Annotated in this window: 26 protein-coding genes; 10 read left to right on the top strand and 16 right to left on the bottom strand. The window is 63.5% G+C overall.

Annotated elements, in window-relative coordinates:
• Positions 1–6: 6 nt before the first annotated feature.
• From AC07S4_RS18195 to AC07S4_RS18145, 11 genes are all read right to left on the bottom strand, one after another.
• Positions 7–594, bottom strand: coding sequence for a PEP-CTERM sorting domain-containing protein (locus AC07S4_RS18195; protein WP_494987998.1), 588 nt, complete (start codon positions 592–594; stop codon positions 7–9).
• Positions 595–734: 140 nt separating this feature from the next.
• A complete protein-coding gene (locus AC07S4_RS18190) occupies positions 735–1,337 on the bottom strand; it encodes a transcriptional regulator (protein WP_494987997.1) in 603 nt (200 codons plus the stop codon).
• A 33-nt stretch (positions 1,338–1,370) separates the two neighbouring features.
• Positions 1,371–1,949: a hypoxanthine-guanine phosphoribosyltransferase gene (locus AC07S4_RS18185; RefSeq protein ID WP_494987996.1), complete on the bottom strand. Its 579-nt coding sequence runs from the start codon at positions 1,947–1,949 to the stop codon at positions 1,371–1,373.
• Positions 1,950–2,040: 91 nt separating this feature from the next.
• On the bottom strand, positions 2,041–3,294 hold the full coding sequence (locus tag AC07S4_RS18180; protein ID WP_494988255.1) for a phenylacetate--CoA ligase family protein: 1,254 nt from the start codon (positions 3,292–3,294) through the stop codon (positions 2,041–2,043).
• Positions 3,295–3,305: 11 nt separating this feature from the next.
• Entirely contained in the window at positions 3,306–3,656 is a 351-nt protein-coding gene (locus AC07S4_RS18175; RefSeq protein WP_494987995.1) for an MmcQ/YjbR family DNA-binding protein, read from the bottom strand.
• 7 nt (positions 3,657–3,663) lie between these two features.
• On the bottom strand, positions 3,664–4,491 hold the full coding sequence (locus AC07S4_RS18170; RefSeq protein WP_494987994.1) for an ABC transporter ATP-binding protein: 828 nt from the start codon (positions 4,489–4,491) through the stop codon (positions 3,664–3,666).
• 54 nt (positions 4,492–4,545) lie between these two features.
• On the bottom strand, positions 4,546–5,850 hold the full coding sequence (locus tag AC07S4_RS18165; protein ID WP_494987993.1) for an ABC transporter substrate-binding protein: 1,305 nt from the start codon (positions 5,848–5,850) through the stop codon (positions 4,546–4,548).
• Between the two features lie 32 nt (positions 5,851–5,882).
• Positions 5,883–6,941: a branched-chain amino acid ABC transporter permease gene (locus tag AC07S4_RS18160; RefSeq protein ID WP_161070186.1), complete on the bottom strand. Its 1,059-nt coding sequence runs from the start codon at positions 6,939–6,941 to the stop codon at positions 5,883–5,885.
• 11 nt (positions 6,942–6,952) lie between these two features.
• A complete protein-coding gene (locus AC07S4_RS18155) occupies positions 6,953–7,849 on the bottom strand; it encodes a branched-chain amino acid ABC transporter permease (RefSeq protein WP_494988254.1) in 897 nt (298 codons plus the stop codon).
• A gap of 17 nt (positions 7,850–7,866) precedes the next feature.
• Entirely contained in the window at positions 7,867–8,679 is an 813-nt protein-coding gene (locus AC07S4_RS18150; protein ID WP_161070184.1) for an ABC transporter ATP-binding protein, read from the bottom strand.
• A gap of 20 nt (positions 8,680–8,699) precedes the next feature.
• Positions 8,700–10,643, bottom strand: coding sequence for an AMP-binding protein (locus AC07S4_RS18145; RefSeq protein WP_494987992.1), 1,944 nt, complete (start codon positions 10,641–10,643; stop codon positions 8,700–8,702).
• Positions 10,644–10,791: 148 nt separating this feature from the next.
• Here AC07S4_RS18145 and AC07S4_RS18140 point away from each other — a divergent pair, with 148 nt between their 5' ends.
• Positions 10,792–11,487: a Crp/Fnr family transcriptional regulator gene (locus tag AC07S4_RS18140; protein ID WP_494987991.1), complete on the top strand. Its 696-nt coding sequence runs from the start codon at positions 10,792–10,794 to the stop codon at positions 11,485–11,487.
• Here the strand turns inward: AC07S4_RS18140 and AC07S4_RS18135 are convergent.
• From AC07S4_RS18135 to AC07S4_RS18125, 3 genes are read right to left on the bottom strand one after another with little or no spacing between them, the layout of a single operon-like run.
• Positions 11,484–11,765: a hypothetical protein gene (locus AC07S4_RS18135; protein ID WP_494987990.1), complete on the bottom strand. Its 282-nt coding sequence runs from the start codon at positions 11,763–11,765 to the stop codon at positions 11,484–11,486. The two genes, AC07S4_RS18140 and AC07S4_RS18135, sit on opposite strands and share 4 nt — an antisense overlap.
• A gap of 12 nt (positions 11,766–11,777) precedes the next feature.
• Complete coding sequence (locus AC07S4_RS18130; protein WP_494987989.1) at positions 11,778–12,050, bottom strand: HigA family addiction module antitoxin; 273 nt, start codon at positions 12,048–12,050, stop codon at positions 11,778–11,780.
• 55 nt (positions 12,051–12,105) lie between these two features.
• Complete coding sequence (locus tag AC07S4_RS18125) at positions 12,106–12,324, bottom strand: type II toxin-antitoxin system RelE/ParE family toxin (RefSeq protein WP_494987988.1); 219 nt, start codon at positions 12,322–12,324, stop codon at positions 12,106–12,108.
• Between the two features lie 184 nt (positions 12,325–12,508).
• On the opposite strand from AC07S4_RS18125, the gene AC07S4_RS18120 reads away from it, so the two are divergent.
• Complete coding sequence (locus AC07S4_RS18120; RefSeq protein ID WP_494987987.1) at positions 12,509–12,787, top strand: hypothetical protein; 279 nt, start codon at positions 12,509–12,511, stop codon at positions 12,785–12,787.
• Positions 12,788–12,796: 9 nt separating this feature from the next.
• Here AC07S4_RS18120 and AC07S4_RS18115 read toward each other — a convergent pair whose 3' ends face one another.
• A complete protein-coding gene (locus tag AC07S4_RS18115) occupies positions 12,797–13,669 on the bottom strand; it encodes a nucleotidyltransferase domain-containing protein (RefSeq protein ID WP_494987986.1) in 873 nt (290 codons plus the stop codon).
• Here AC07S4_RS18115 and AC07S4_RS18110 point away from each other — a divergent pair.
• From AC07S4_RS18110 to AC07S4_RS18085, 6 genes are all read left to right on the top strand, one after another.
• Positions 13,668–15,482: an aminopeptidase P family protein gene (locus AC07S4_RS18110; protein ID WP_494987985.1), complete on the top strand. Its 1,815-nt coding sequence runs from the start codon at positions 13,668–13,670 to the stop codon at positions 15,480–15,482. The two genes, AC07S4_RS18115 and AC07S4_RS18110, sit on opposite strands and share 2 nt — an antisense overlap.
• Entirely contained in the window at positions 15,479–15,742 is a 264-nt protein-coding gene (locus tag AC07S4_RS18105) for a hypothetical protein (protein ID WP_494987984.1), read from the top strand. Before AC07S4_RS18110 ends, AC07S4_RS18105 begins: the two co-directional genes overlap by 4 nt.
• A 26-nt stretch (positions 15,743–15,768) precedes the next feature.
• Positions 15,769–16,521, top strand: coding sequence for an MgtC/SapB family protein (locus AC07S4_RS18100; protein ID WP_494987983.1), 753 nt, complete (start codon positions 15,769–15,771; stop codon positions 16,519–16,521).
• 11 nt (positions 16,522–16,532) lie between these two features.
• Positions 16,533–17,120: a DUF924 family protein gene (locus AC07S4_RS18095; protein ID WP_494987982.1), complete on the top strand. Its 588-nt coding sequence runs from the start codon at positions 16,533–16,535 to the stop codon at positions 17,118–17,120.
• Entirely contained in the window at positions 17,120–17,941 is an 822-nt protein-coding gene (locus AC07S4_RS18090; protein WP_494987981.1) for a Rossmann-like and DUF2520 domain-containing protein, read from the top strand. The genes AC07S4_RS18095 and AC07S4_RS18090 overlap by 1 nt, the downstream gene beginning before the upstream one ends.
• 124 nt (positions 17,942–18,065) lie before the next feature.
• Positions 18,066–18,428: a hypothetical protein gene (locus AC07S4_RS18085; protein ID WP_161070173.1), complete on the top strand. Its 363-nt coding sequence runs from the start codon at positions 18,066–18,068 to the stop codon at positions 18,426–18,428.
• 25 nt (positions 18,429–18,453) lie between these two features.
• On the opposite strand, the gene AC07S4_RS18080 is transcribed toward AC07S4_RS18085, so the two are convergent.
• The gene (locus AC07S4_RS18080) at positions 18,454–19,038 is read right to left on the bottom strand and encodes a putative pterin-binding protein (protein ID WP_494987980.1); all 585 of its coding nucleotides are present in this window, start codon (positions 19,036–19,038) and stop codon (positions 18,454–18,456) included.
• Between the two features lie 18 nt (positions 19,039–19,056).
• Here AC07S4_RS18080 and AC07S4_RS18075 point away from each other — a divergent pair, with 18 nt between their 5' ends.
• Positions 19,057–19,659, top strand: a complete 603-nt coding sequence (locus tag AC07S4_RS18075) for an alpha-ketoglutarate-dependent dioxygenase AlkB family protein (protein WP_494987979.1) — start codon at positions 19,057–19,059, stop codon at positions 19,657–19,659.
• A gap of 192 nt (positions 19,660–19,851) precedes the next feature.
• Positions 19,852–20,445, top strand: a complete 594-nt coding sequence (locus AC07S4_RS18070; protein WP_494987978.1) for an outer membrane beta-barrel protein — start codon at positions 19,852–19,854, stop codon at positions 20,443–20,445.
• The last annotated feature ends 12 nt before the right edge of the window (positions 20,446–20,457 follow it).

Below are 20,457 nucleotides of genomic sequence, written 5' to 3'. Positions count from 1 at the left end.
ATACGATCAGACTGCCTTGTTGCGGCGGCGGGCCAGGGCCAGGCCTGCCAGGCCCATGCCGAACAGCGCCAAGCTGGCTGGTTCCGGTACCGCGCCCACTGCCTCGTTGTAGGTGAAGTTGTCGAACGCGATGTAGCTGCCGCCGCCCGGCGTGCCCGCATCCGTGCCGCCGAAGGCGCGGAAGGTCAGTTTGTCGATGTTCTGGTAGTTGAACGCGAAGTAGGTGGCCACGTCGTCGCTGATCACCTTGGTCTGGGTGTAGACCGCAACGCTGTTACGGTATCCGATGACTTCAACGCTCATATTGTCCATCCACGCGGCGGTCATGTAGGAGCCGTTGAACGTGAAGGCCTGATTGCCGGTGCGGGTGAACGTACCGGTGCCGGCGATGAAGCCGACATAATCGCCCGAAGCGCGGCCCCGGCAATAGCCGCTGTTTTGTTCATAGGTGCTGCATTGAATCAAGCTCATGCTTTGAACCCAGCCGGTAGCCGAGTTGACATTGTTGGTTTCGAAGCCAATTACCGTGGCGTTGGCGGCGCAGGAGAACAGCAGGCTGGCGGCCAGGGCGATGGTGCGGGAAAAAAGAGTCATATGAGCCGTGTGAAATTAAATGATTCCACACAGTAAGCAATATTTATTCCATGAAACTTAAATTGATTAAAATCAAGCACTTGCGGCCAGCTGCCGCCGCGCGCCAGGCGCTAGTGTAAAGAAAACCGACAGTGGGGGCTTCAGGGAACTTGGGCAAGCCGGATCAGGTCTGGCTCGGAGCCTTTGACGAAAATCTTGGGCTGTTCCAGCACCGTGCGCAGCGCGGTGTCGCCGGTGCGCCACAGATGGCCGAACTCTTCGGCGGTGTAGAAGACTGGGCGTACTTCGCGGCCCAGCTCGCCCGTCAGCTCGCCCAGCGCCTGGCGCAGCGCTGGCTGCGGCGCCTTGGGGGCAATCACGATCAAGTCGATGCCGCTGCTGGCGTGCACCGTGCCGGCCACCGCGTCGCCGTGCAGGAAGGCGGCGTCCAGCTGGGGCAGCTGGGCCTGCAAGGCGGCCCGTATTAAGTCGCCCGCGCCAAAGGTTTTGATGACGATGCTGTGCAGTTCCTCGAAGATGGCGGCGTCGCGGTCGACCTGGTAGTGCTTCTGGTTGCCGGCGCGCCAGCTGTGCACCAGGCCCGATTCTTCCAGGCTGGCCAGCTCGCGCTGCACCGCGCCCGAGCCGCAGGCGGCCAGGGCGATGATTTCATTGGCGTAGAAGGAGCGGCTGGGCTGGCCATACAGCACGGCCAGCACACGCTGCTGCGTCTTGGTGAATAGTACGTCGGCGAAGATACCCATATTGGGTATCTTAGTTCGCCAGAGCAATAAAGGCTAGGAGTTCAGGTCTTCGGTCCGGATCGCCCACAGGCCCGGCAGATTGCGCCAATAGCCGTAGGCGTCCATGCCGTAGCCGACCACGAAGCGGTTCGGAATGGTGATGCCGATAATGTCCGCCGTCACCGGCTTGGTCTTGCCGATGGCCTTGTCGCAGAATACCGCCAGGATCACCTCGGCCGCGCCCATGTCCAGCAGGCGCTGCTTCACGTGGGCCAGGGTTTCGCCTTCGTCCAAGATGTCGTCCAGCACGATCACGGTGCGGCCCACCACGTTGGAGCGCGGTATCACCTTCCACACCACGGCGCCGCCCTTGTCCTCGTCGCCGTAGCGGCTGACGTGGATGTAGTCGAACTCGAGCGGGAAGGTCAGCTGCGGCAGCAGGTTGCCGGTGAACACCACCGCGCCGCCCATCACGCCCAGCACCAGCGGAAACTCCTGGTTCTCGGGATGGTCGAAGCGGGCGTTCAGTTCGCCTGCCATGCGGGCCACGGAGGCCTGGACGGCTTCCTGGTCGAAAATTTCTTCTGCGTTTTTCAGCAGGTCGCGGGCGCGGTTGTGATGAAAGTCTTGCATGGCTTCGTCTTTTTCTGACATCGGTAGGAATGGTCTTTATTATCCGCCATATCCCTCCCGCCCGCTCCGGCGTTGCTTGCGCGCTACAAAGTCAGGAATAGTCCCTTACGTCGTCGATCACCTTGCCATCGTTGGGCAAACTGCCTTTAACCGCGAAAGTCACCTCGCCGCGCAGCTTGGTCAGGTCGCGAATAGTTTCTATGATGGAATTGGCCTGTACAAGGGCCGGATTGTCGACTTCGCAATGCAAAGTCATCACATCGTTCGCCATCTTGCCCGAAACCACCAGCCGCGCCTTCAGGATCTCCGGGTGGCGGCGCGCAATTTCGTTCACCTGCGAGGGGTGGACGAACATGGCGCGCACCTTGGTGGTCTGGTCGGCGCGGCCCATCCAGCCGCGGATGCGCAGATTGGTGCGGCCGCAGGGCGAGGGCGGGGCGTCGGTCAGGATGGCGGACAGGTCGCCGGTGGCGAAGCGTATCAGCGGATAGTCCGGGTTGAACAGCGTGACCAGCACTTCCCCCACTTCGCCAGGCGGCACCGGCTCGCCGCTGCCGGGGCGGACGATTTCCAGCAGCACGTCCTCGTCCAGCACCATGCCGGGATGGACCGTGTCCCCGCTGCGGGTTTCGTAGGCGATGCTGCCGATGTCGGCCGAGGCGTAGGTTTGCAGCACGTGCGGCACACCGTTGTCGGCGAACCAGCGCCGCAGCGATTCGGGCAGCGCTTCCGCGCCCATCATGGCCTGCTTCACGCTGCTGATGTCGGCGCCCATTTCGCGCGCCTTCTCGATGATGATCTTGAGGAAGGAGGGCGTGCCGATATAGGTGTCCGGTTTGAGGGACTGCATGGCCTGCACCTGCAGCTCGGTCTGGCCGCTGCCGGCCGGGATCACCGCGCAGCCGATGCGCGCCGCGCCGGTTTCCACCATGAAGGCGGCGGGGGTGAAGTGGTAGGCGAAGCAGTTTTGCAGCAGGCCGCCGGCGCGCACGCCGGCCGCGTACATGGGCCGCGAAAAACGCCACCAGTCGGCGCCGCGTCCCTCGGGGTCGAAGATGGGGCCGGGCGACATGAACACGCGCGCCAGCTGGCCCACCGGCGTGGCGTTCAGGCCGCCGAAAGGCTGGAGCTGCTGCTGCAGCGCTTTCAGGTCGGACTTGCGCGTAACCGGCAGCGCGGCCAGCGCGGCGCGGCTGCTGACGGCGTTGGCGTCCACGCCGGCCAGGATGCGGTTCCAGCCCGGCGCGCTTTGCGCGCGCGCGACCAGGCCGGGCAGGCGCGCCAGCAGTTCGCGTTCGCGCTGTTCCGGCGGACGCGTTTCCAGGCTGTCCAGGGTTTCGTTCATGACATCGCTCATCATGCTTCTCCGATTTCGCGCTGCAGTTTCTTGGTCAGTTTGCCGAAGATGATTTCATAAGACCGTTTCAGCAGCTCGGCCGCTTCCGCGTCGCTCACCGCCTTGAAGTCCACGATCTTTACCCACTTGGCGCGCGCCAGGTAGGGCGCGGCGATGATGCCGGGGCGGTCGGTCAGCTCAAGGAAGCGCTCGTCGTCCACCTTGAAGCTGATGCCCTCGGCGTCCGCGCCGTTGCCGGTGACGGCGAACATTTTTTCGCCGACCGAGAACACCAGGTCCGCGCCCCATTTGATGTCTTCGGTGGCGCCGGGCAGGGCGCGGCAGACCGCGATGGCTTTTTCCAGTTTCATAAATTCCTCAGGCCAGCCAGCGTTTGCGGCGGCGGTAAAACTTCATGTCGCGGAAGCTCTTGCGGCCGGCGCCGGACATGCCCAGGTAGAACTCTTTGACGTCTTCGTTGTTGGCCAGCTCGCTGGCCTCGCCTTCCATCACCACGCGGCCGTTCTCCAGGATGTAGCCGAAGTCCGCGTAGCGCAGGGCCACGTTGGTGTTCTGCTCGGCCAGCAGGAAGGACACGTTTTCCTTGTGGTTCAAGTCCTTCACGATGCCGAAGATTTCATCGACGATCTGCGGCGCGATGCCCATCGACGGTTCATCGAGCAAAATCATGGAAGGCTTGGCCATCAAAGCACGGCCTATGGCGCACATCTGCTGCTCGCCGCCCGAGGTGTAGCCGGCCTGGCTGGCGCGGCGCTCCTTCAGGCGCGGGAAGTAGTGGTACACCTTGTCCAGCGATTCCTTCAGTTCGGCGCGCCCCAGGCTGCGGGTGTAGGCGCCGGTCAGCAGGTTTTCTTCTATGGTCAGGTGGCCGAAGCAGTGGCGGCCCTCCATCACTTGCGACAGGCCGCGCTTGACCAGTTCATTGGGCGTGAGCTGGTCCACGCGCTCGCCCTTGAACTGGACTTCGCCCTTGGTGACGTCTCCGCGTTCGCCGCGCAGCAGCGTGGAGATGGTCTTCAGCGTGGTCGACTTGCCCGCGCCGTTGGCGCCCAGCAGCGCCACGATCTTCCCTTGCGGGACTTGCAGCGAAACGCCCTTGAGCACCAGGATCACATGGTCGTAGATCACCTCGATGTTGTTCACCGAGAGGTAGGGCGGAGGTGCGGCGGCGGTTGCAGTGTCCATGGCGGCTTTTCCAAAAATTGTTCGATGGGCGGACCGGAGGCCCGCCCACGGTTTTTACTTGGCGCAGGCGGGCGTGATGCCTTTTTCAGCCGCGTACTTGGCGGACGATTCCTCCACCAGCTTGCGGGTGAGCGCCTTGTCGCCCACCACCCAGTTCGGCGTGATGGCCACCCATTTTTTGCCGTCCCATTGCTGCACTTTCACGGCGCCCGAGCCTTCGTGGTCGTCGCAAGTGGTCTTCACCGGCGGGAACATGCCCAGCGCGCCCAGCGCTTTCTGGCGCGCTTCGTCGATGTCCATGTTCTCCAGGCCCCAGCGGATCTGGTCCCCGGTCATGACCTTGCCCTTGCCGAATTTTTCCTGCGCGTGGCGGATCGCTTCCGCGTACAGGATGCCGGCCGTTACGCCGCGCATGTGGTACACGGAACCGATGCGGCTCTGGTCTGCCAGGTTGCCCTTGCCGGCCGCGTACACCTTCTTGCGCAGCTCGTCGAGCAGCGGGTAGTTGCCCGGCGTGTTGAAGGTCATCGAGGTGTAGCCTTTGGCCGCGTCGCCGGATGCGATGGTGTCTTCTTCCGAACCGGCCCACCACACGCCCAGCATCTTCTCGCGCGGGAAGCCGTTGCGCTGCGCGGTCTTGATGGCGACCGAATTCATCACGCCCCAGCCCCACAGGATCACGTGGTCCGGGTTGGCCTGGCGGATCTGCAGCCACTGCGACTGCTGCTCGCTGCCCGGCGGCGCCACCGCGATCTTGATCAGTTCAAAGCCGTGCTGCTTGGCCAGTTCCTCCAGCACCGGCAGGGGTTCCTTGCCGAAGGCCGAGTCGTGGTACAGGTGCACGATCTTCTTGCCTTTCAGCTTGGCCATGCCGCCGTTCTTGTCGCCCAGGTATTTGATCATGGCGGCGGCCTGGTTCCAGTAGCTGGTAATCAGTGGGAACACATAGGGGAAGACCTTGCCGTTGGCGGCGTCCGAGCGGCCGTAGCCCAGGGTGGTCATCGGCACCTTGTCTTTCGCCACGCGGTCCAGGATGCCGTAGGCGATGCCGGTCGACAGCGGCTCGACCAGGGTGGCGCCGCCGTTTTTGGTTTTCAGGCGTTCGTAGCATTCGATGCCACGCGAAGGGTTGTACTCGGTCTCGCATTCCTCCCACGAGATCTTGGTGCCGTTGATGCCGCCGTTGGCGTTGACCAGGTTGAAGTAGTCGACGATGCCGCCGTAGAAGCCCGAACCGCCCGCCGCGTAAGGGCCTACGCGGTAGGACGGCAGGGCGATGAATTGCTCGGTCTGGGCGAACGCGCCGCCCATGGATGCGAGCAGGGTGGCGCCTATTACCAGGGATTTAATCGATTTCATTTTTTGTCTCCTCCAATTGTTGTAGGAAGCGCTCAGTGCGGGAAAGGCCACAGGCGCAGTTTCTCTTTACCGATTTGCCACAAACGCGCCAGACCGTGGGGTTCCACGATCAGGAAAAAGATGATGAGGGCGCCGAACACCATCAACTCGAGATTGGACGCGACGCTGGTGGGCAGCCCCAGGCCGTGCGCCAGGATATTCAGGAACACCGGCAGCAGCACGATGAAGGCCGAGCCGAGGAAGGAGCCCAGTATCGAGCCCACGCCGCCGATGATGATCATGAACAGGATGCGGAACGACAGGTCCAGGTTGTACGCTTCCGGCTCCACCGTGCCGAGGTAGGCGAAGGCGTACAGCGCGCCGGCCACGCCGCAGTAGAAGGAGCTGACGGCGAAGGCCATCAGCTTGGTGCGCAGCGGGCGGAAGCCGATCACTTCGGCCGCCACGTCCATGTCGCGGATCGCCATCCAGGAGCGGCCCACGTTGGAGCGCACCATGTTCTTGGCCAGCAGCGCCATGATGGCGACCACGAACAGCACCAGCAGGTATTTGCGCGCCGGCGTGTCGAAGGCGTAGCCGAGGATTTCCATTTTCTGCGCGGTGATCACGCCGGAGGAGCTGTAATTCGTCAGCCAGCCTATCTTGGTGAGGCACCACACCACGAAGAACTGCGTCGCCAGCGTGGACGCGGCCAGGTAGAAGCCGCGTATGCGCAGCGAGGGCAGGCCGAAGGCGATGCCCACCATGGCCGCGCACAGGCCGCCCAGCACGAAGGCCAGCAGCACCGGTATGCCGGGAATGCGCAGGATGAAGTTGTAGGAGGCGAAGGCGCCCACCGCCATGAAGGCGGCGGTGCCCAGCGACAGCTGGCCCGCGTAGCCGGTGAGGATGTTGAGCCCCAGCGCGGCCAGCGCGAAAATCAGGAAGGGGATCAGGATGGCGGACAGCATATAGGGCGAGGCCAGCAGCGGCAGCGCCACCACCGCCACGATCAGCGTGGCGCCCAGCGCAAGGCGGTCCTGGCGGATGGGGAAGATCTGGCCGTCGGCCTGGTAGCTGGTCTTGAATTGTCCTGCTTCACGGTAGAACATGGCGTGTCCTTTCAGATCCTGCGGATGATTTTTTCGCCGAACAGGCCCTCGGGCCGCACCAGCAGGAACAGCAGGGCCAGCACGTAAGGGAACCAGCCCTCGATGCCGCCGCCCACCATGGGGCCGATATAGACCTCGGCCAGTTTTTCGGATGCGCCGATAATCAGCCCGCCGACGATGGCGCCCGGCACCGAGGTGAAGCCGCCCAGTATCAGCACCGGCAAAGCTTTCAGCGCGATGAAGGTGAGCGCGAACTGCACGCCGTTGCGCGCGCCCCAGAGCAGGCCCGCCACCAGCGCCACCATGCCCGCCACCGCCCACAGGATGCCCCAGATGCGCTGCAGCGGTATGCCCACCGCCAGCGCGGCCTGGTGGTCGTCCGCCACGGCGCGCAGCGCGCGGCCCACCTTGGTCCTGGAGAACACTAGCGACAGCACCAGCACCATCACGCCGCACACCATGGCCGCCGTCACGTCGAACTGCGACACGATGATGTTGAACTTATCCATCAGGAACTGCAGCGGCACGTCCTCGATGGGCAGCTCCAGGCGGTGCACCTGCGAGCCCCACATCAGCTGCGCCAGGCCCTCGATGAAGAAGGCCAGGCCTATGGTGGCCATGAACAGCGTGATCTCCGGCTGGTTCACCAGCGGCCGCAGCACCACGCGCTCGATCAGCAGGCCGAGAATGATCATGGCCACCACCGTGGCCGGTATCGCCAGCCACAGCGAGAAACCGAACTTGTCCATCAGCCCCACGCAGGTGAGCGCGGCGAAGAACACCATGGCGCCCTGCGCGAAGTTGAACACGCCGGAAGCCTTGTAGATCAGCACAAAGCCGATCGCCACCAGCGCATACATCACGCCGGACAGCAGGCCGCCGATCAGCACTTCAAAGAAAAAACTAATATTCATGGCGCAGCCCCTTAATGCGTGCCGAGATAAGCGTTGATCACGTCCTGGTTGCTGCGCACTTCATCCGGCGTGCCGTCGCCGATTTTCTTGCCGTAGTCCAGCACCACCACGCGGTCCGAGATATCCATCACCACGCCCATATCGTGCTCGATCAGCACGATGGTGGTGCCGAACTGGTCGTTCACGTCGAGGATGAAGCGGCACATGTCCTGCTTCTCCTCCACGTTCATGCCGGCCATGGGTTCGTCCAGCAGCAGTATCTCCGGTTCGGCGGCCAGCGCCCGGCCCAGCTCCACGCGCTTCTGCAGGCCGTAGGGCAGGCGGCCTACCGGCGTTTTGCGGATGGCCTGGATTTCCAGGAAGTCGATGATCTCCTCGGCCTTCACGCGGTGCGCAATCTCCTCGCGCCGCGCCGGCCCCCAGTACAGGGCCTGCATCAGGAAGTTGGACTTCATCTTGAGGTTACGGCCGGTCATGATGTTGTCCAGCACCGTCATGCCCTTGAACAGCGCAATGTTCTGGAAGGTGCGCGCGATGCCGGACTTGGCGGCGCCGTAGCAGTCCATGCCCTTGCGCTGCTGGCCCTTGTGGATGATGGCCCCTTGCTGCGGGCGGTACACGCCGTTGATCACGTTGAGCATGGAGCTTTTTCCCGCGCCGTTGGGGCCGATGATGGCGCGGATTTCATGCTGGCGCACGTCGAAGGAAATGTCGGTGAGCGCCTTCACGCCGCCGAAGGACAGCGAGATGTTCTTCAGGTCCAGGATCACCGGGCCGATACGGCGCGTGGCGCGCAGCAGCGCGTCGGGTTCGTTCATTTGCATGGGGGTCTCCTCGATCACGCTCACGCCGCCTTACCCACGACGGGGTAAGTCTTGCTGTCCTGGATGCGCAGGTCGGCAGCCGCCGTGCCCACGCGGCCGTCCTCGAATTTGACTTGCGTCTCGATGTATTGCGATGCCTTGCCGGAGTAGAGCGCGTCGATCAGCACCGCGTATTTCTCGGCCACGAATTTGCGGCGCACCTTGCGGGTGCGGGTCAGTTCGTCGTCGTCCGGGTCCAGCTCCTTGTGCAGCACCAGGAAGCGCTTGATCTGCGTGTTGCCCATCAGCGCTTCGGTGGCCAGGTCGGCGTTGACCTTCTCTATGCACTCCCGCACCAGCTCATAGGTCTGCGGCAGTCCGGCCAGGTCGGTGTAGCCCGAGTAGGCGATGCCGCGCCGTTCGGCCCAGTTGCCCACCGCTTCCATGTCGATGTTGATGAAGGCGCACACGTGGCCGCGCTCATGGCCGAAAGCCACCGCCTCTTTGATGAAGGGGAAGAACTTCAGCTTGTTCTCGATGTAGTTGGGCGCGAAGATGGTCCCGCACTGCATCTTGCCCACGTCGGCCGCGCGGTCGATGATTTTCAGGTGGCCTTCGCTGTCGAACACGCCCGCGTCGCCGGTGTGGAAATAGCCTTGCTCGTCCAGCGCTTCGGCGGTGGCATCGGGGCGCTTGTAGTAGCAGTGCATGGTGGAGGCGGACTTCACCAGCACCTCGCCGTTGGACGCCAGCTTCACTTCCACGCCAGGCGCGGGCAGGCCCACGCTGTCGAACTTGATGTTGCGGTCCGGCTGCAGGCAGATGTAGGCGCAGGTTTCGGTGGAGCCGTAGAACTGCTTCAGGTTCACGCCGATGGAGCGGTAGAAGCGGAACAGGTCGGGGCCGATGGCGGCGCCCGCCGTGTAGGCCACGCGCACGCGCGACATGCCCAGCACATTTTTCAGCGGGCCGTAGACGAAGAAGCGGCCCAGCGCGTACTTGATGCGCTCGCCCGCCGGCACCGGCTTGCCGTCCAGGATGTCGGCGCCGCTGCGGCGCGCCACGTCCATGAAGTAGTGGAACATGCGCTGCTTGAGGGCGCCCGCGTCCTCCATCCGTATCATCACCGTGGTCAGCATGTTCTCGAACACGCGCGGCGGGGCGAAGTAGAAAGTGGGGCCGATCTCGCGCATGTCCGTCATCACGGTGTCGCCCGATTCGGGGCAGTTCACGGTGAAGCCGGCCACCATGGCCTGCGCCACCGAGAACAGGCAGTCGCCCACCCAGGCCATGGGCAGGTAGGACAGCACGTTTTCGTCGTCGGTGAGGTTCTCGAAGCTCACGCCGCCTTCGCCCGCTTCGATAAAGGCGGCGTGGGTCTGGCACACGCCTTTCGGGCGGCCGGTGGTGCCGGAGGTGTACAGGATGATGGCGGTGTCGCCGGACCGGCCGGCCTGCACGGCGGCGTCGAAGAAGCCGGGGTGGGCTTTGTCGTAGTCGCGGCCCAGCTCCTGCAGCTTGGCGAAGGAGATCAGTTCCTTGTGCGTGTAGTGGCGCATGCCGCGTTCGTCGTCGTAAGCGATGTGCTCAATGTGGGGATAGAGCTCGGCCAGCTCGTGCAGCTTGTCGACCTGCTCCTGGTCTTCCACGATGGCGTAGCGGATCTCGGCGTTTTCCAGCACATAGGCCATGTCGGCGGCGGGCGCGTCCTGGTACAGCGGCACCGGCACGCCGCCCAGGCATTGGGCCGCCAGCATGGACCAGTACAGGCGCGGACGGTTGTCGCCGATCACGGCCAGGTTCATGCCGCGCTCAAAGCCGAGCGCGGCCAGGCCGCAGGCCAGGGCGCGCACTTCCTCGTTGACCTGGCCCCAGGTCCAGGTCTGCCAGATGCCCAAGTACTTTTCGCGGAACGCAGGCTTGTGCGCTCTCGCTTTCCCATGCTGCAGCAAGCGGCGCGGGAATGTGTCCAGATCTTTTTGCACCTTTGTCTCCTTCGTGACTCGTTGCGAGCGAGGGGTGTGCCTTTTCTTCGATTTTTCTTCGATGTGTGTGATGATAGTAGCTCGCGTTTCAGACACACGTTGTCTTTTCGGTGACAATTCATCCATATTTTAATGTTGCTATGCAACAATGACAAACAAGCCACCTACCCTTAAAGAAGCGCTGCGCTCCGCCATCTGGGCGCAGGCGCTCACGCCCGAGCAAATGGCACGGGTGGAAGCCGACACTTACGAGACGTTCGTGCCGAAAGGCGGCTTTGTGTGCCGCAAGGGCGAGGTGGTCGACAACTGGGTGGGCATCATTGCCGGCATGGTGAAGATGAACAATTTTTCGCCGTCCGGCAAAAGCGTCACCTTCACCGGCGTCCCGCCCGGAGGCTGGTTCGGCGAAGGCTCCCTGCTGAAGAACGAGCCGCGCAAATACGACGCCATGGCGCTGCGCGACAGCCGCATCGCGCGCATGCCGGCCGATACTTTTAACTGGCTGCTGGAAACAAGTCTACCGTTTACGCGCTTTTTGTTGATGCAGCTCAACGAACGATTGGGGCAGTTCATCGGCATGGTGGAAAACGACCGCCTGCTCGACATCGACACGCGCGTGGCGCGCTGCCTGGCGGGGCTGTTCAACTCGCTGTTGTATCCGGGGATCGAGAAGCTGGTGCAGATTTCGCAGGAGGAAATCGGGTTGCTGTCGGGCGCGTCGCGCCAGCGCGCCAACCAGGCTTTGCAGGTGCTGGAGAAGCAGGGCCTGTTGCGCCTGGACTATGGCGGCATCCGCATCCTCGACCTGGAGGGCTTGCGGCGTTTCGAAGCGCCGGAGACTTAAAACCAGCCGCGCCGCAGGCCGAAGGCCACCAGCAGCAGCACAGTTCCAATCAACGTCAGCGCGAGGGCGGGCTTGTTCGGCTTGTCCAGCGCGATCGGCTGCCCGGCAGGGTGGCCCTTGGGCCAGTTCAGCACATACGAGCCCGCCATGGCGAAAAATCCGGCGCTGGTCAGCAGCTCCGTCATATTGCCGCTGATCAGTCCCGAAAACAGATCAAAAATCGCGCCTATCAGCAGCAGGGTGATACCAGCGAGGAGGAATTTCTTAGATTTGTGCATGCCAAGATATTATCACTTGGCAATATTCCCCGCGACAGAAATCCTCCGCAGCCAAGCATCATAAATCTCCTGCATCCGCAACCAGCTTTCCGGCGAGCGCCCTAGCGACTGCGACAGCATGATTGCTATCTCAGGATTAATGTCCTGGCTACCGTTCAAAATGTTGTTCAATATCGCGGAAGGCATGCCGAGTGATCGTACCCATTCACCGGCACTCAGGCCAGTCGGCTGCAAGTACACTTCCTTGATGAATTCCCCTGGGGATGGCGGGTCGTACATTTGCATTAGTGATAATCCTCGTAATCGCCTGTCTGTGCGTTGCCATCCTCGAAGGCAAAGGTCATGCGCCAGTTTGCATTGACATGGACTGGCGCTGGGGCTGCGTATTGTGCAGCGGATGTAACCGGAATCCGGATATGTCCATGTCTAAGGGCTTATTTGCAGTATTGAGTGCGGCCAGAAGAGTGTTCAATCGACGTGCGTGCGCCGGCTGGATACCTGCCGTAACGCCGGATTGGAAAAATTTCCGCAAGCCTTTGTGCCGGAAGGTAGCAATCATGGTCAATATAGCGGCGCGTGCAGGGTTGAACAAGCTGAGCACTGATTACACCAGTTGTCTGCAAACAGGTATTGGCCAAGCGCAAGCTCTGCGCGGTTCGGGCTGCCGGCAGTGTTAGTGGCATCACACAGCGTTGCCGGCAGTTGGTATAAGCTGTGGGTGTCACTCACCTGGAGGGAATAGCATGGATACCCTGGCACGCCGGATCGGCGAAATGTTGGTGTTGCGCGGCGCTGCGGCGGCCGTGGCGCGGTGGGGATTGATGCGCGTGGTGGGCGTGACCGGACTGGCGCTGGCCGGCTACTACCTCCTCTCCCATCAGAAGGAGAATCCCCGCCTGCTGCCAGCCCCGGATGCGTCCGGACGCAGCGAGCTAAGCGGCTGGCCCGGCGAGGACCGCCGCCGCGCCCCTGAACTCGAGCCCGGCATGACCTATCCAGGCGAGCGCCGCACCTTGCATTGACTTGACGGATTACTCGCGTAGTGTGGCGTGGAACAATGAGTTGAGCCCATCAATTGCGCTGTCACGGCTGGAACGCCTGACTGGGGTGTTGTCTAGCCGCGCCAATTCCTCTTCGATATAGTTATTCAGATTAGCCACCGGTTTTTCCAAGCCTAGCTCAGGTGCTGCCCGTTTCTTCTCAAGTAGCAGATCTATGTCCCGCAGCAGTTGCGGCTGGTCATCCAGCAAATGCAGCAGTTTATGAAACTCAATTGGAGCTGCAGTGCCGTAGCGTTCCAGCCATTTCACGGACAGCAGCGGCCGCAGTACGTAGAAGTACTTCTTCAGTGGCACCATGTCCGCCCGTAAGTAACCTCGGTAGTTAGTCTTGGCCATGCTGCGGTAGTGGTGGATGCCATGTTCTACCGAGTAGATCGACGGCAGCAGCGTGCGGGCAACAGAGGCGAAGGAGCCGGTTTCGATATAGTTAATCGGCGACTTTATCCATTCGACGAAAGTTGGATTGGATTTCCAGAATAGGCGCAATGCCTTGCGGATATCCCACCCGTTCAAATCAATATCGTCGACAATAGGGTATTCAATAACGTCGCGCCGCTCTTCCAGATCAACCGCGAGATACCAATCCGCCGGCCTAGCATAGATGAAGCGCACGTCGTAGTCGCTATTGGGCGAAGCAAAGCCCCAAGCCCGGCTACCTGATTCCACCGCCAGCAAAATGCGGACACCATGTTCGCGTTCAGCCGCTGCCAGGCGGTTCATGATTTCACTTCGGACTTCGTTTGGTATCATGTTTCTCTCTCTTGGATACTTGATTGTATTGCAAACCAGCAGCGTTGCAGGCGGAGTATGATAGAGCCAAGTCGACAGCTTCACTTTGCTCATGCCCAACTCAGAACTTTCCACCATCGCCGGCCGTCTCGCCGCCTTGCGCGCGGCCATGCGCGAGCGGCAGATAGACGCCTTCATGGTGCCGTCCGCCGATCCGCACCTTTCCGAATATTTGCCGCAGCACTGGCAGGGCCGCGAATGGCTGTCGGGCTTTACCGGCTCGGTCGGCACCTTCATCATCACGGCCGATTTTGCCGGCGTGTGGACCGACGGCCGCTACTGGACCCAGGCCGAGACTGAACTGGCGGGCTCCACCATAGAGCTGATGAAAATCGCGTCCGGCGCCAGCGTGCAGTATGTGGACTGGCTGGCCGCGCACATGCAGCCCGGCCAGACCGTGGCGGTCGATGGCGCGGTGCTGGGCCTGGCCGTGGCCCGCCTGCTGGAGCAGGCGCTGGCGGCGAAGCAGGTTGCGCTGCGCACGGAGCGCGACCTCCTGGGCGATATCTGGCACGGCCGTCCCAGCCTGCCGGCGGCGCAAGTCTATGAACTGCTGCCGCCCTACGCCACCCGCAGCCGCAGCGACAAACTGGCGGACCTGCGCGCCGCGATGGCCGCGCACGGCGCCAGCCATCACGTGATCTCCACGCTGGACGACATCGCCTGGCTGTTCAATCTGCGCGGCGCGGACGTGAATTACAACCCGGTTTTCCTGGCACACGCCCTCATCGGTACGGTACGCGCCACATTATTCGTGGCCGAAGGCAAGGTGCCGCCCGGGCTGGCCGCGCGCCTGGCGGAAGAGGGCGTGGACCTGGTCCCTTACGCCGCGTTCGCCGCCGCGCTGGCCGCGCTCCCCACGGACGGCCCGGTGCTGCTCGATCCGCGCCGCGTCACCTACGGCACGCGCCAGGCGCTGCCCGCGAACGCGGCGGTGCTGGAGGCGGTCAATCCCACCACGCTGGCCAAGTCCCGCAAGTCCGACGCCGAAGCCGCGCACGTGCGCGCCACCATGGAGCAGGACGGCGCGGCGCTGTGCGAATTTTTCTGCTGGCTGGAGCAAACCCTGGCCAATCCGCAGCGCGAGCCGCTGACCGAAGTGGCCATCAACACCCACATCACCGCCGCCCGCGCGCGCCGCCCGCATTTCGTCAGCCCCAGCTTCGGCACCATCGCCGGCTTCAAGGCCAACGGCGCCATCATGCACTACCGCGCCACCGAGGCCAGCCATGCCGTGATCGAAGGCGACGGCCTGCTGCTGATCGATTCCGGCGGCCAGTACCTGGGCGGCACCACCGATATCACGCGCGTGGTGCCGGTGGGCGCCATTACCGCCGAGCATAGGCGCGACTTCACGCTGGTGCTCAAGGGCATGATCGCGCTGTCCGCCACCAAGTTCCCACAAGGCACCAAGTCGCCCATGCTGGACGCGATCGCGCGCGCGCCGATCTGGGCGGCCGGCATCGATTTCGGCCACGGCACCGGCCACGGCGTGGGCTTTTTCCTGAACGTGCATGAAGGCCCGCAGTCGATTTCGCCGTCCGCCATGCCGGAGCCGCACACGGCCATGGAGCGCGGCATGATCACCTCCATCGAGCCCGGCATTTACCGGCCGGGCCGCTGGGGCATCCGCATCGAGAACCTGGTGCTGAACCAGCCTGCGGACAGCGGCGAATTCGGCCCCTTCCTGCGCTTTGAAACCTTGACCCTGTGCCCCATCGACACGCGCTGCCTGGACCACGCGCTGCTGCGCGGGGACGAGCGCGCCTGGCTCAACGACTATCACGCCACGGTGCGCCAGCGCCTGGCCCCGCACCTGGCCGGCGATGCGCTGGCCTGGCTGCATACCCGCACGGAGGCAGTATGAGTTCGTCCCGTTCCACCCGTGCCAGCAATGCGCTCGACCGTTTGAAAGAGCGCAGCGGCAACAAGCTGTACACCATGTCGCGCACCGGCAGCGGCCATTTCTTCCTCACCGCCGGCCCCGGCCAGCCGCCGCTGTGCGCGCCGATGGAGCTGGACGAGTTCGTCGCCTTCGTCAACGCGCAGGGGCCGCAGAAAGTGCAGCGCATGAGCAAGCTGGACGTCGCGTTTGAAAAGCAGCTGAGCAAAAAAACCGAACCATAAAACCGAACAATAACCTGGGGACGGCCATGCCTTCCAACGCCCTGCTCGACGCCTACTGGTCCGCCAGCGAACTGGCCACCAATTGCATTGTTTTGCTGAATATCCTCGGCGCCCTGCTGCTGGGGCTGCTGGTCGGCTACGAACGCTCCTATCATGGCCGAGCGGCGGGCATGCGCACCTACGGCCTGGTGTGCATGGCGTCCTGCGCGCTGACGGTGATCTCCGGCTATCCCTCGTTCTGGTACGGCGGGCATATGGCGCACGTGGGCAGCGTGATCGGCACCGATCCCACCCGCGTTATCCAGGGCATCGTCACCGGCATCGGTTTCCTGGGCGCGGGCGTCATCATGCGCGAAGGCTTCAATATCAGCGGGCTGACCACGGCCGCCTCCATCTGGGCTTCGTCGGCCATCGGCGTGATGATAGGGGTGGGCTTCTATCTCGGCGCCATGGGCCTGGCCTTCATGTGTTCGATGTCGATGATCTATCTGTCCAAGCTGGAGGCCTGGCTGCCGTCGCGCCACGCGGTGGCGCTCACCATGCGCTTCAGGGCGGGCTATGTGCCCAACGAGGCCGCGCTGCGCGCTATTGCGCTCAAGCGCGGCTATGAAATCGCGGGCGGGTCCATGATGATCGCCAGCGACAAGGGCATGCAGGAATGGCGCTTTGTCGCCATCGCGCTGAGCAAGCGTTCGGGCGCGTCCATGTCCGAGCTGGCGGCGGAAATGGCGCAGTTCGAGGGCCTGGAAGGGTTCCAGGTTTCCCATGCGCGCAACTGAGGAATAGTGTGATGGTGTTGACGACAGCACAGGACGTACTGGATTTCTGGTTTTTGCCGATAGGCGTGAAGGGCCACAACACCCAGCGCGCCGAATGGTTCCGCAAGGACGACGCCTTCGACGCGCAAATCCGCGCACAGTTCGGCGACCTGGTGGCGCAGGCCTTGCAGGGCGGCCTGCGGCACTGGGACGACGAGGGCACGCAAGGCACGCTGGCGCGCATCGTGGTGCTGGACCAGTTCACGCGCAATATCCATCGGGGCACGCCGCTGGCCTTCGCCGGCGACACCCTGGCGCTGGAGGCGGCGCTGGCGCTGGACGACAGCGGCGCCAACCAGACCTTGCCGCCGGTGCAGCGCGTGTTCGCCTACCTGCCCTTCGAACATGCGGAAAGCCTGTCCATGCAGCTGCGCTCGCTGGACCTGTTCGACATGCTGCGCGCCTCGGCCACCGGCTTCGACGGCACCTACGACTACGCCAGGCGCCACTACGAGGTGATACGCCGCTTCGGCCGCTTCCCGCACCGCAACGCCATTCTCGGCCGCGCGTCGACGGCGGAGGAAGTCGACTTCCTCAAGCAGCCGGGATCGGGGTTCTGATGCGCACTTTGAGCGTGATCGGCGGCGGCCATGTGGGCCGCGCGCTGGGCCGCTTGTTCGCGCAGCAGGGCTTTACGGTGCTGGACGTGCTGGCGCGCTCGCCCGTATCGGCGCAAGGCGCGGTGGACTTCATCGGCGCCGGCACGGCCGCCGGCGGCTATGCCGGCTTGCGCCAAGCCGCCGTCTACATGCTGTCCGTCGGCGACGACCAGATCCTGCCGGCCTGCGCGGCGCTGGCGGCGGCCGTTCCGCTGCAAGGCGCCGTGGTGTTCCACTGCAGCGGCGCGCTGGCCTCGGACCGCTTGCAGGCCGCGCGCGACGCGGGCGCCCACGTGGCGAGCGTCCACCCCATCCGCAGCTTCGCCGACCCCGGCGCGGTGGCCGCCGCCTTCGCCGGCACCTTCTGCGGCGTCGAGGGCGACCCGCAAGCGCTGGCCGTGCTGGAGCCGGCGCTGCTGGCCATGGGCGCGCGCCCGGTTGCCATCAACGCCGCCGCCAAGACGGTTTACCACGCCGCCGCCGTGTTCGCGAGCAACTACCTGACCACCGTGCTGGACGCCGCGCTGCGCGCCTACCAGGCCGCCGGCATCCCCGAAGCGACGGCGCGCGAGCTGGCCCGGCCGCTGGTGGCGGAGACCGTGGCGAACGTGTTCCGCCTGGGCGCCGCGCCCGCCTTGAGCGGCCCCATCGCGCGCGGCGACATGGCCACCGTGGCCCGCCAGCAGCAGGCCGTTGCGCTATGGGACGCGGCCACGGGAGAGCTATATCAGGCGCTGGTCGCGCCCACGGAGAAACTTGCGAGCCGAAAGCACAACAAATAGAGTGAGTTGCTGGTCTTCACTGCCGATTTCCTTGTAAAACATCGGCAGAAGCAATAAGCTTAATTACTGGAAAACAAGAGCATGCCGGCCTCAATGGTGCGGCGGCCAAGATAGGGGCAAGAACATGTTATTTCTGAAGAGCACGACCGTAACGAAGGCGCCCGGCATCTACGAAGTGGATATCGCCGCCAAGCCACCCGGCAAGACTTATGGCGTCTACCTGGCCACCGATCCGGACAATCCGCCTGCCGACGTGCTGACCGCGCTGGCTGCGGCCGGTTTCCAGAACACCCACAGCTCGGGCTACACCCACAAGGACCGCGGCAAGGTGCTGGACCTGCATTTCCAAAAAGACGGCACCGACCTGTTCAAAGGCTGGAAACCGGAAGAAAACGAAGCCAACATGGCGCAGATCACCAAGATCTTCGCCGATGTCGGCATCGCCATCGCGCCGCGCGTCATGTCGCTGGCCGAAGCCTACGCTTAAAAGCCGGCTGCGCCCCGCAGGCCGTTCAGGCCTGCACTTCAATATGGTACAAGGCCCATGGGCAGGAGCCGAAACGCTCCTGCACGGGCCTGGCCGCCATGTCCGCCACCTTGTCCGCGTCGTACACCGCCCATAGCGGACCCAAGCCGCCCAGCGCCATCGGCGCGCCGTCCATCTGCGTCGCCACGATGTAGCGCTGCGCCCGCGCTTGCGCCACCGTGATGGTGGCCGCGTAGCCGTCCACCGCGCGCAGCACGATCTTGCCGCTGTCGGCCAGGGTTGCGCCGGCCGCTTTCAGCACGTCCAGCAGCAGCGGGCCGCGCAGCGCATGCGCTTTGCCGTCATATTCCAGCGTGGGCTTGATGGCGATAGCGGGCAGGGCGGACAGTTCGGCAAAGTCGAAGGCGTGCGCCTTGTCGAAGCTCAGCTTTTGCTTGTGCATCATCTGGTCGCGCACCGGCTCGAAAGGGCCGCGGTTCGGCTTGGCAATCGCGCCGGTCACGGTCAGCAGGGCGGGGCCGCGCGCGGGAGCGGCGGCGGCGCGGGCGGAGGGCAGGGCGGGCAGCGTGGCGGCGCTGGCCAGTGTGCCGAGGAAGAGTCGTTTTTTCATCCGGTTATGATAGCGGTTATGGACCTTTTTTCCGAGCATTCCGGCGTGCTGGACGCCATTCCCATCGAAGACGGCGAGCTGTACTTCATGCCGCGCCTGCCCTTGCAGCAGGACAGCGCCGCCGTGCTCGAGCGCCTGCTGGCGGAAACCGCCTGGCGCGCCGAAGCCATCACTTTATGGGGCAAGCAGATGCTGCAGCCGCGCCTGAGCGCCTGGTACGGCGATGCGCGCTACAGCTATTCCGGCATGACGCTGGAGCCGCAGCCGTTTACGCCGCTGCAGCTGGAGATCAAGCAGGCCGTTGAGCAGGCCAGCGGCCAGCGCTTCAACAGCGTGCTGCTGAACTACTACCGCGACGGGCAGGACAGCATGGGCTTCCACAGCGACGACGAAAAAGAGCTGGGCCGCAATCCCGTCATCGCCTCGGTCAGCTTCGGCGACCCGCGCACCTTCATCCTCAAGCACAAGCGGCTGCCGAAAACGGTGAAGCTGGCGCTGGGCAACGGCAGCCTGCTGGTCATGGCGGGCGCCCTGCAGCACCACTGGAAGCACGGCATCAACAAGGAAAAAACCGCCTGCGGGCCGCGCGTCAACCTGACCTTCCGCCATATCCTCGCCTGACACCTTCCTTAAGCCCTTCTTAAGCTAAGTTCCGCCATCTTGTGGCGATCGTCTGCGTTTCAATAGCGATTACATCTGCTCACAATTCGGTGGCCCGTAGCGCGTTTGCCAATGCTATCGTCACTACATCGCGCTTCACAACGAACTGCGATCCCAAGCAAGTCCCTTACTTTTTGCTGAAAGATCACTAACATGAAAAAAATTCTGTTCGCACTGATTACCTCCGCAACCGCCCTGGGCGGCATCTCCGCAGCCCAGGCTGCCGAACCAGGCACCGCCTATGTCGGCGTGGGCGTGGTGGCAAGCCAGCACAAGTACAACCTGGCCAACGACACCAGCAACGGCGACCGCAAGAGCGACGAATGGTCGGGCAAGATCTACGGCGGCTACCAGATCGACAAGACCTGGGCGGTTGAAGGCGGCTACACCGATTTCGGCAGCTCCAATTACAAATACTCGGTAGGCGCCAACAACGGCGCCATCGACAGCAAGTCGCACTCCTTCTACGTGGCAGGCAAGGGCAGCTACCCGATCAACGAGCAGCTGTCCGCCTTCGGCAAGCTGGGCGTGGCCTACAACAAGAATGAAGTGCACGGCACCGGCCTGGCCGCCCCGTATGCGCTGGGCGACAGCAACCGCACCAATCTGTACGCCTCCGTGGGAGCCGAGTATGCGATCAACCAGAAAGTGTCGCTGTCGCTGGAGTATGAACACTACGGCAAGAACGACATCGAGCAAGGCCGCAAGAAAGGCGCCGTCACCCTGGGCGCGCGTTACAACTTCTAAGCTGCCGCTCGC

The sequence above is a fragment of the Pseudoduganella sp. GW821-FHT05F09 genome (assembly GCF_059419605.1).
The sequence above is the reverse complement of the archived record's forward strand: the minus strand, read 5'-3'. Positions and strand labels throughout refer to the sequence as shown.

Excerpts from the sequence above, each read along its gene's own strand:
- AC07S4_RS18185 (WP_494987996.1), bottom strand. The coding sequence starts at position 1,949 with ATGCAAGACTTTCATCACAACCGCGCCCGCGACCTGCTGAAAAACGCA.
- AC07S4_RS18165 (WP_494987993.1), bottom strand. The coding sequence starts at position 5,850 with ATGAAATCGATTAAATCCCTGGTAATAGGCGCCACCCTGCTCGCATCC.
- AC07S4_RS18085 (WP_161070173.1), top strand. The coding sequence starts at position 18,066 with ATGTTATTTCTGAAGAGCACGACCGTAACGAAGGCGCCCGGCATCTAC.
- AC07S4_RS18090 (WP_494987981.1), top strand. The coding sequence starts at position 17,120 with ATGCGCACTTTGAGCGTGATCGGCGGCGGCCATGTGGGCCGCGCGCTG.
- AC07S4_RS18190 (WP_494987997.1), bottom strand. The coding sequence starts at position 1,337 with ATGGGTATCTTCGCCGACGTACTATTCACCAAGACGCAGCAGCGTGTG.
- AC07S4_RS18160 (WP_161070186.1), bottom strand. The coding sequence starts at position 6,941 with ATGTTCTACCGTGAAGCAGGACAATTCAAGACCAGCTACCAGGCCGAC.
- AC07S4_RS18125 (WP_494987988.1), bottom strand. The coding sequence starts at position 12,324 with ATGATTGCTACCTTCCGGCACAAAGGCTTGCGGAAATTTTTCCAATCC.
- AC07S4_RS18095 (WP_494987982.1), top strand. The coding sequence starts at position 16,533 with ATGGTGTTGACGACAGCACAGGACGTACTGGATTTCTGGTTTTTGCCG.
- AC07S4_RS18105 (WP_494987984.1), top strand. The coding sequence starts at position 15,479 with ATGAGTTCGTCCCGTTCCACCCGTGCCAGCAATGCGCTCGACCGTTTG.
- AC07S4_RS18175 (WP_494987995.1), bottom strand. The coding sequence starts at position 3,656 with ATGAAACTGGAAAAAGCCATCGCGGTCTGCCGCGCCCTGCCCGGCGCC.
- AC07S4_RS18110 (WP_494987985.1), top strand. The coding sequence starts at position 13,668 with ATGCCCAACTCAGAACTTTCCACCATCGCCGGCCGTCTCGCCGCCTTG.
- AC07S4_RS18195 (WP_494987998.1), bottom strand. The coding sequence starts at position 594 with ATGACTCTTTTTTCCCGCACCATCGCCCTGGCCGCCAGCCTGCTGTTC.
- AC07S4_RS18120 (WP_494987987.1), top strand. The coding sequence starts at position 12,509 with ATGGATACCCTGGCACGCCGGATCGGCGAAATGTTGGTGTTGCGCGGC.
- AC07S4_RS18180 (WP_494988255.1), bottom strand. The coding sequence starts at position 3,294 with ATGAACGAAACCCTGGACAGCCTGGAAACGCGTCCGCCGGAACAGCGC.
- AC07S4_RS18150 (WP_161070184.1), bottom strand. The coding sequence starts at position 8,679 with ATGCAAATGAACGAACCCGACGCGCTGCTGCGCGCCACGCGCCGTATC.
- AC07S4_RS18100 (WP_494987983.1), top strand. The coding sequence starts at position 15,769 with ATGCCTTCCAACGCCCTGCTCGACGCCTACTGGTCCGCCAGCGAACTG.
- AC07S4_RS18135 (WP_494987990.1), bottom strand. The coding sequence starts at position 11,765 with ATGCACAAATCTAAGAAATTCCTCCTCGCTGGTATCACCCTGCTGCTG.
- AC07S4_RS18115 (WP_494987986.1), bottom strand. The coding sequence starts at position 13,669 with ATGAGCAAAGTGAAGCTGTCGACTTGGCTCTATCATACTCCGCCTGCA.
- AC07S4_RS18075 (WP_494987979.1), top strand. The coding sequence starts at position 19,057 with ATGGACCTTTTTTCCGAGCATTCCGGCGTGCTGGACGCCATTCCCATC.
- AC07S4_RS18130 (WP_494987989.1), bottom strand. The coding sequence starts at position 12,050 with ATGCAAATGTACGACCCGCCATCCCCAGGGGAATTCATCAAGGAAGTG.
- AC07S4_RS18140 (WP_494987991.1), top strand. The coding sequence starts at position 10,792 with ATGACAAACAAGCCACCTACCCTTAAAGAAGCGCTGCGCTCCGCCATC.
- AC07S4_RS18070 (WP_494987978.1), top strand. The coding sequence starts at position 19,852 with ATGAAAAAAATTCTGTTCGCACTGATTACCTCCGCAACCGCCCTGGGC.
- AC07S4_RS18080 (WP_494987980.1), bottom strand. The coding sequence starts at position 19,038 with ATGAAAAAACGACTCTTCCTCGGCACACTGGCCAGCGCCGCCACGCTG.
- AC07S4_RS18170 (WP_494987994.1), bottom strand. The coding sequence starts at position 4,491 with ATGGACACTGCAACCGCCGCCGCACCTCCGCCCTACCTCTCGGTGAAC.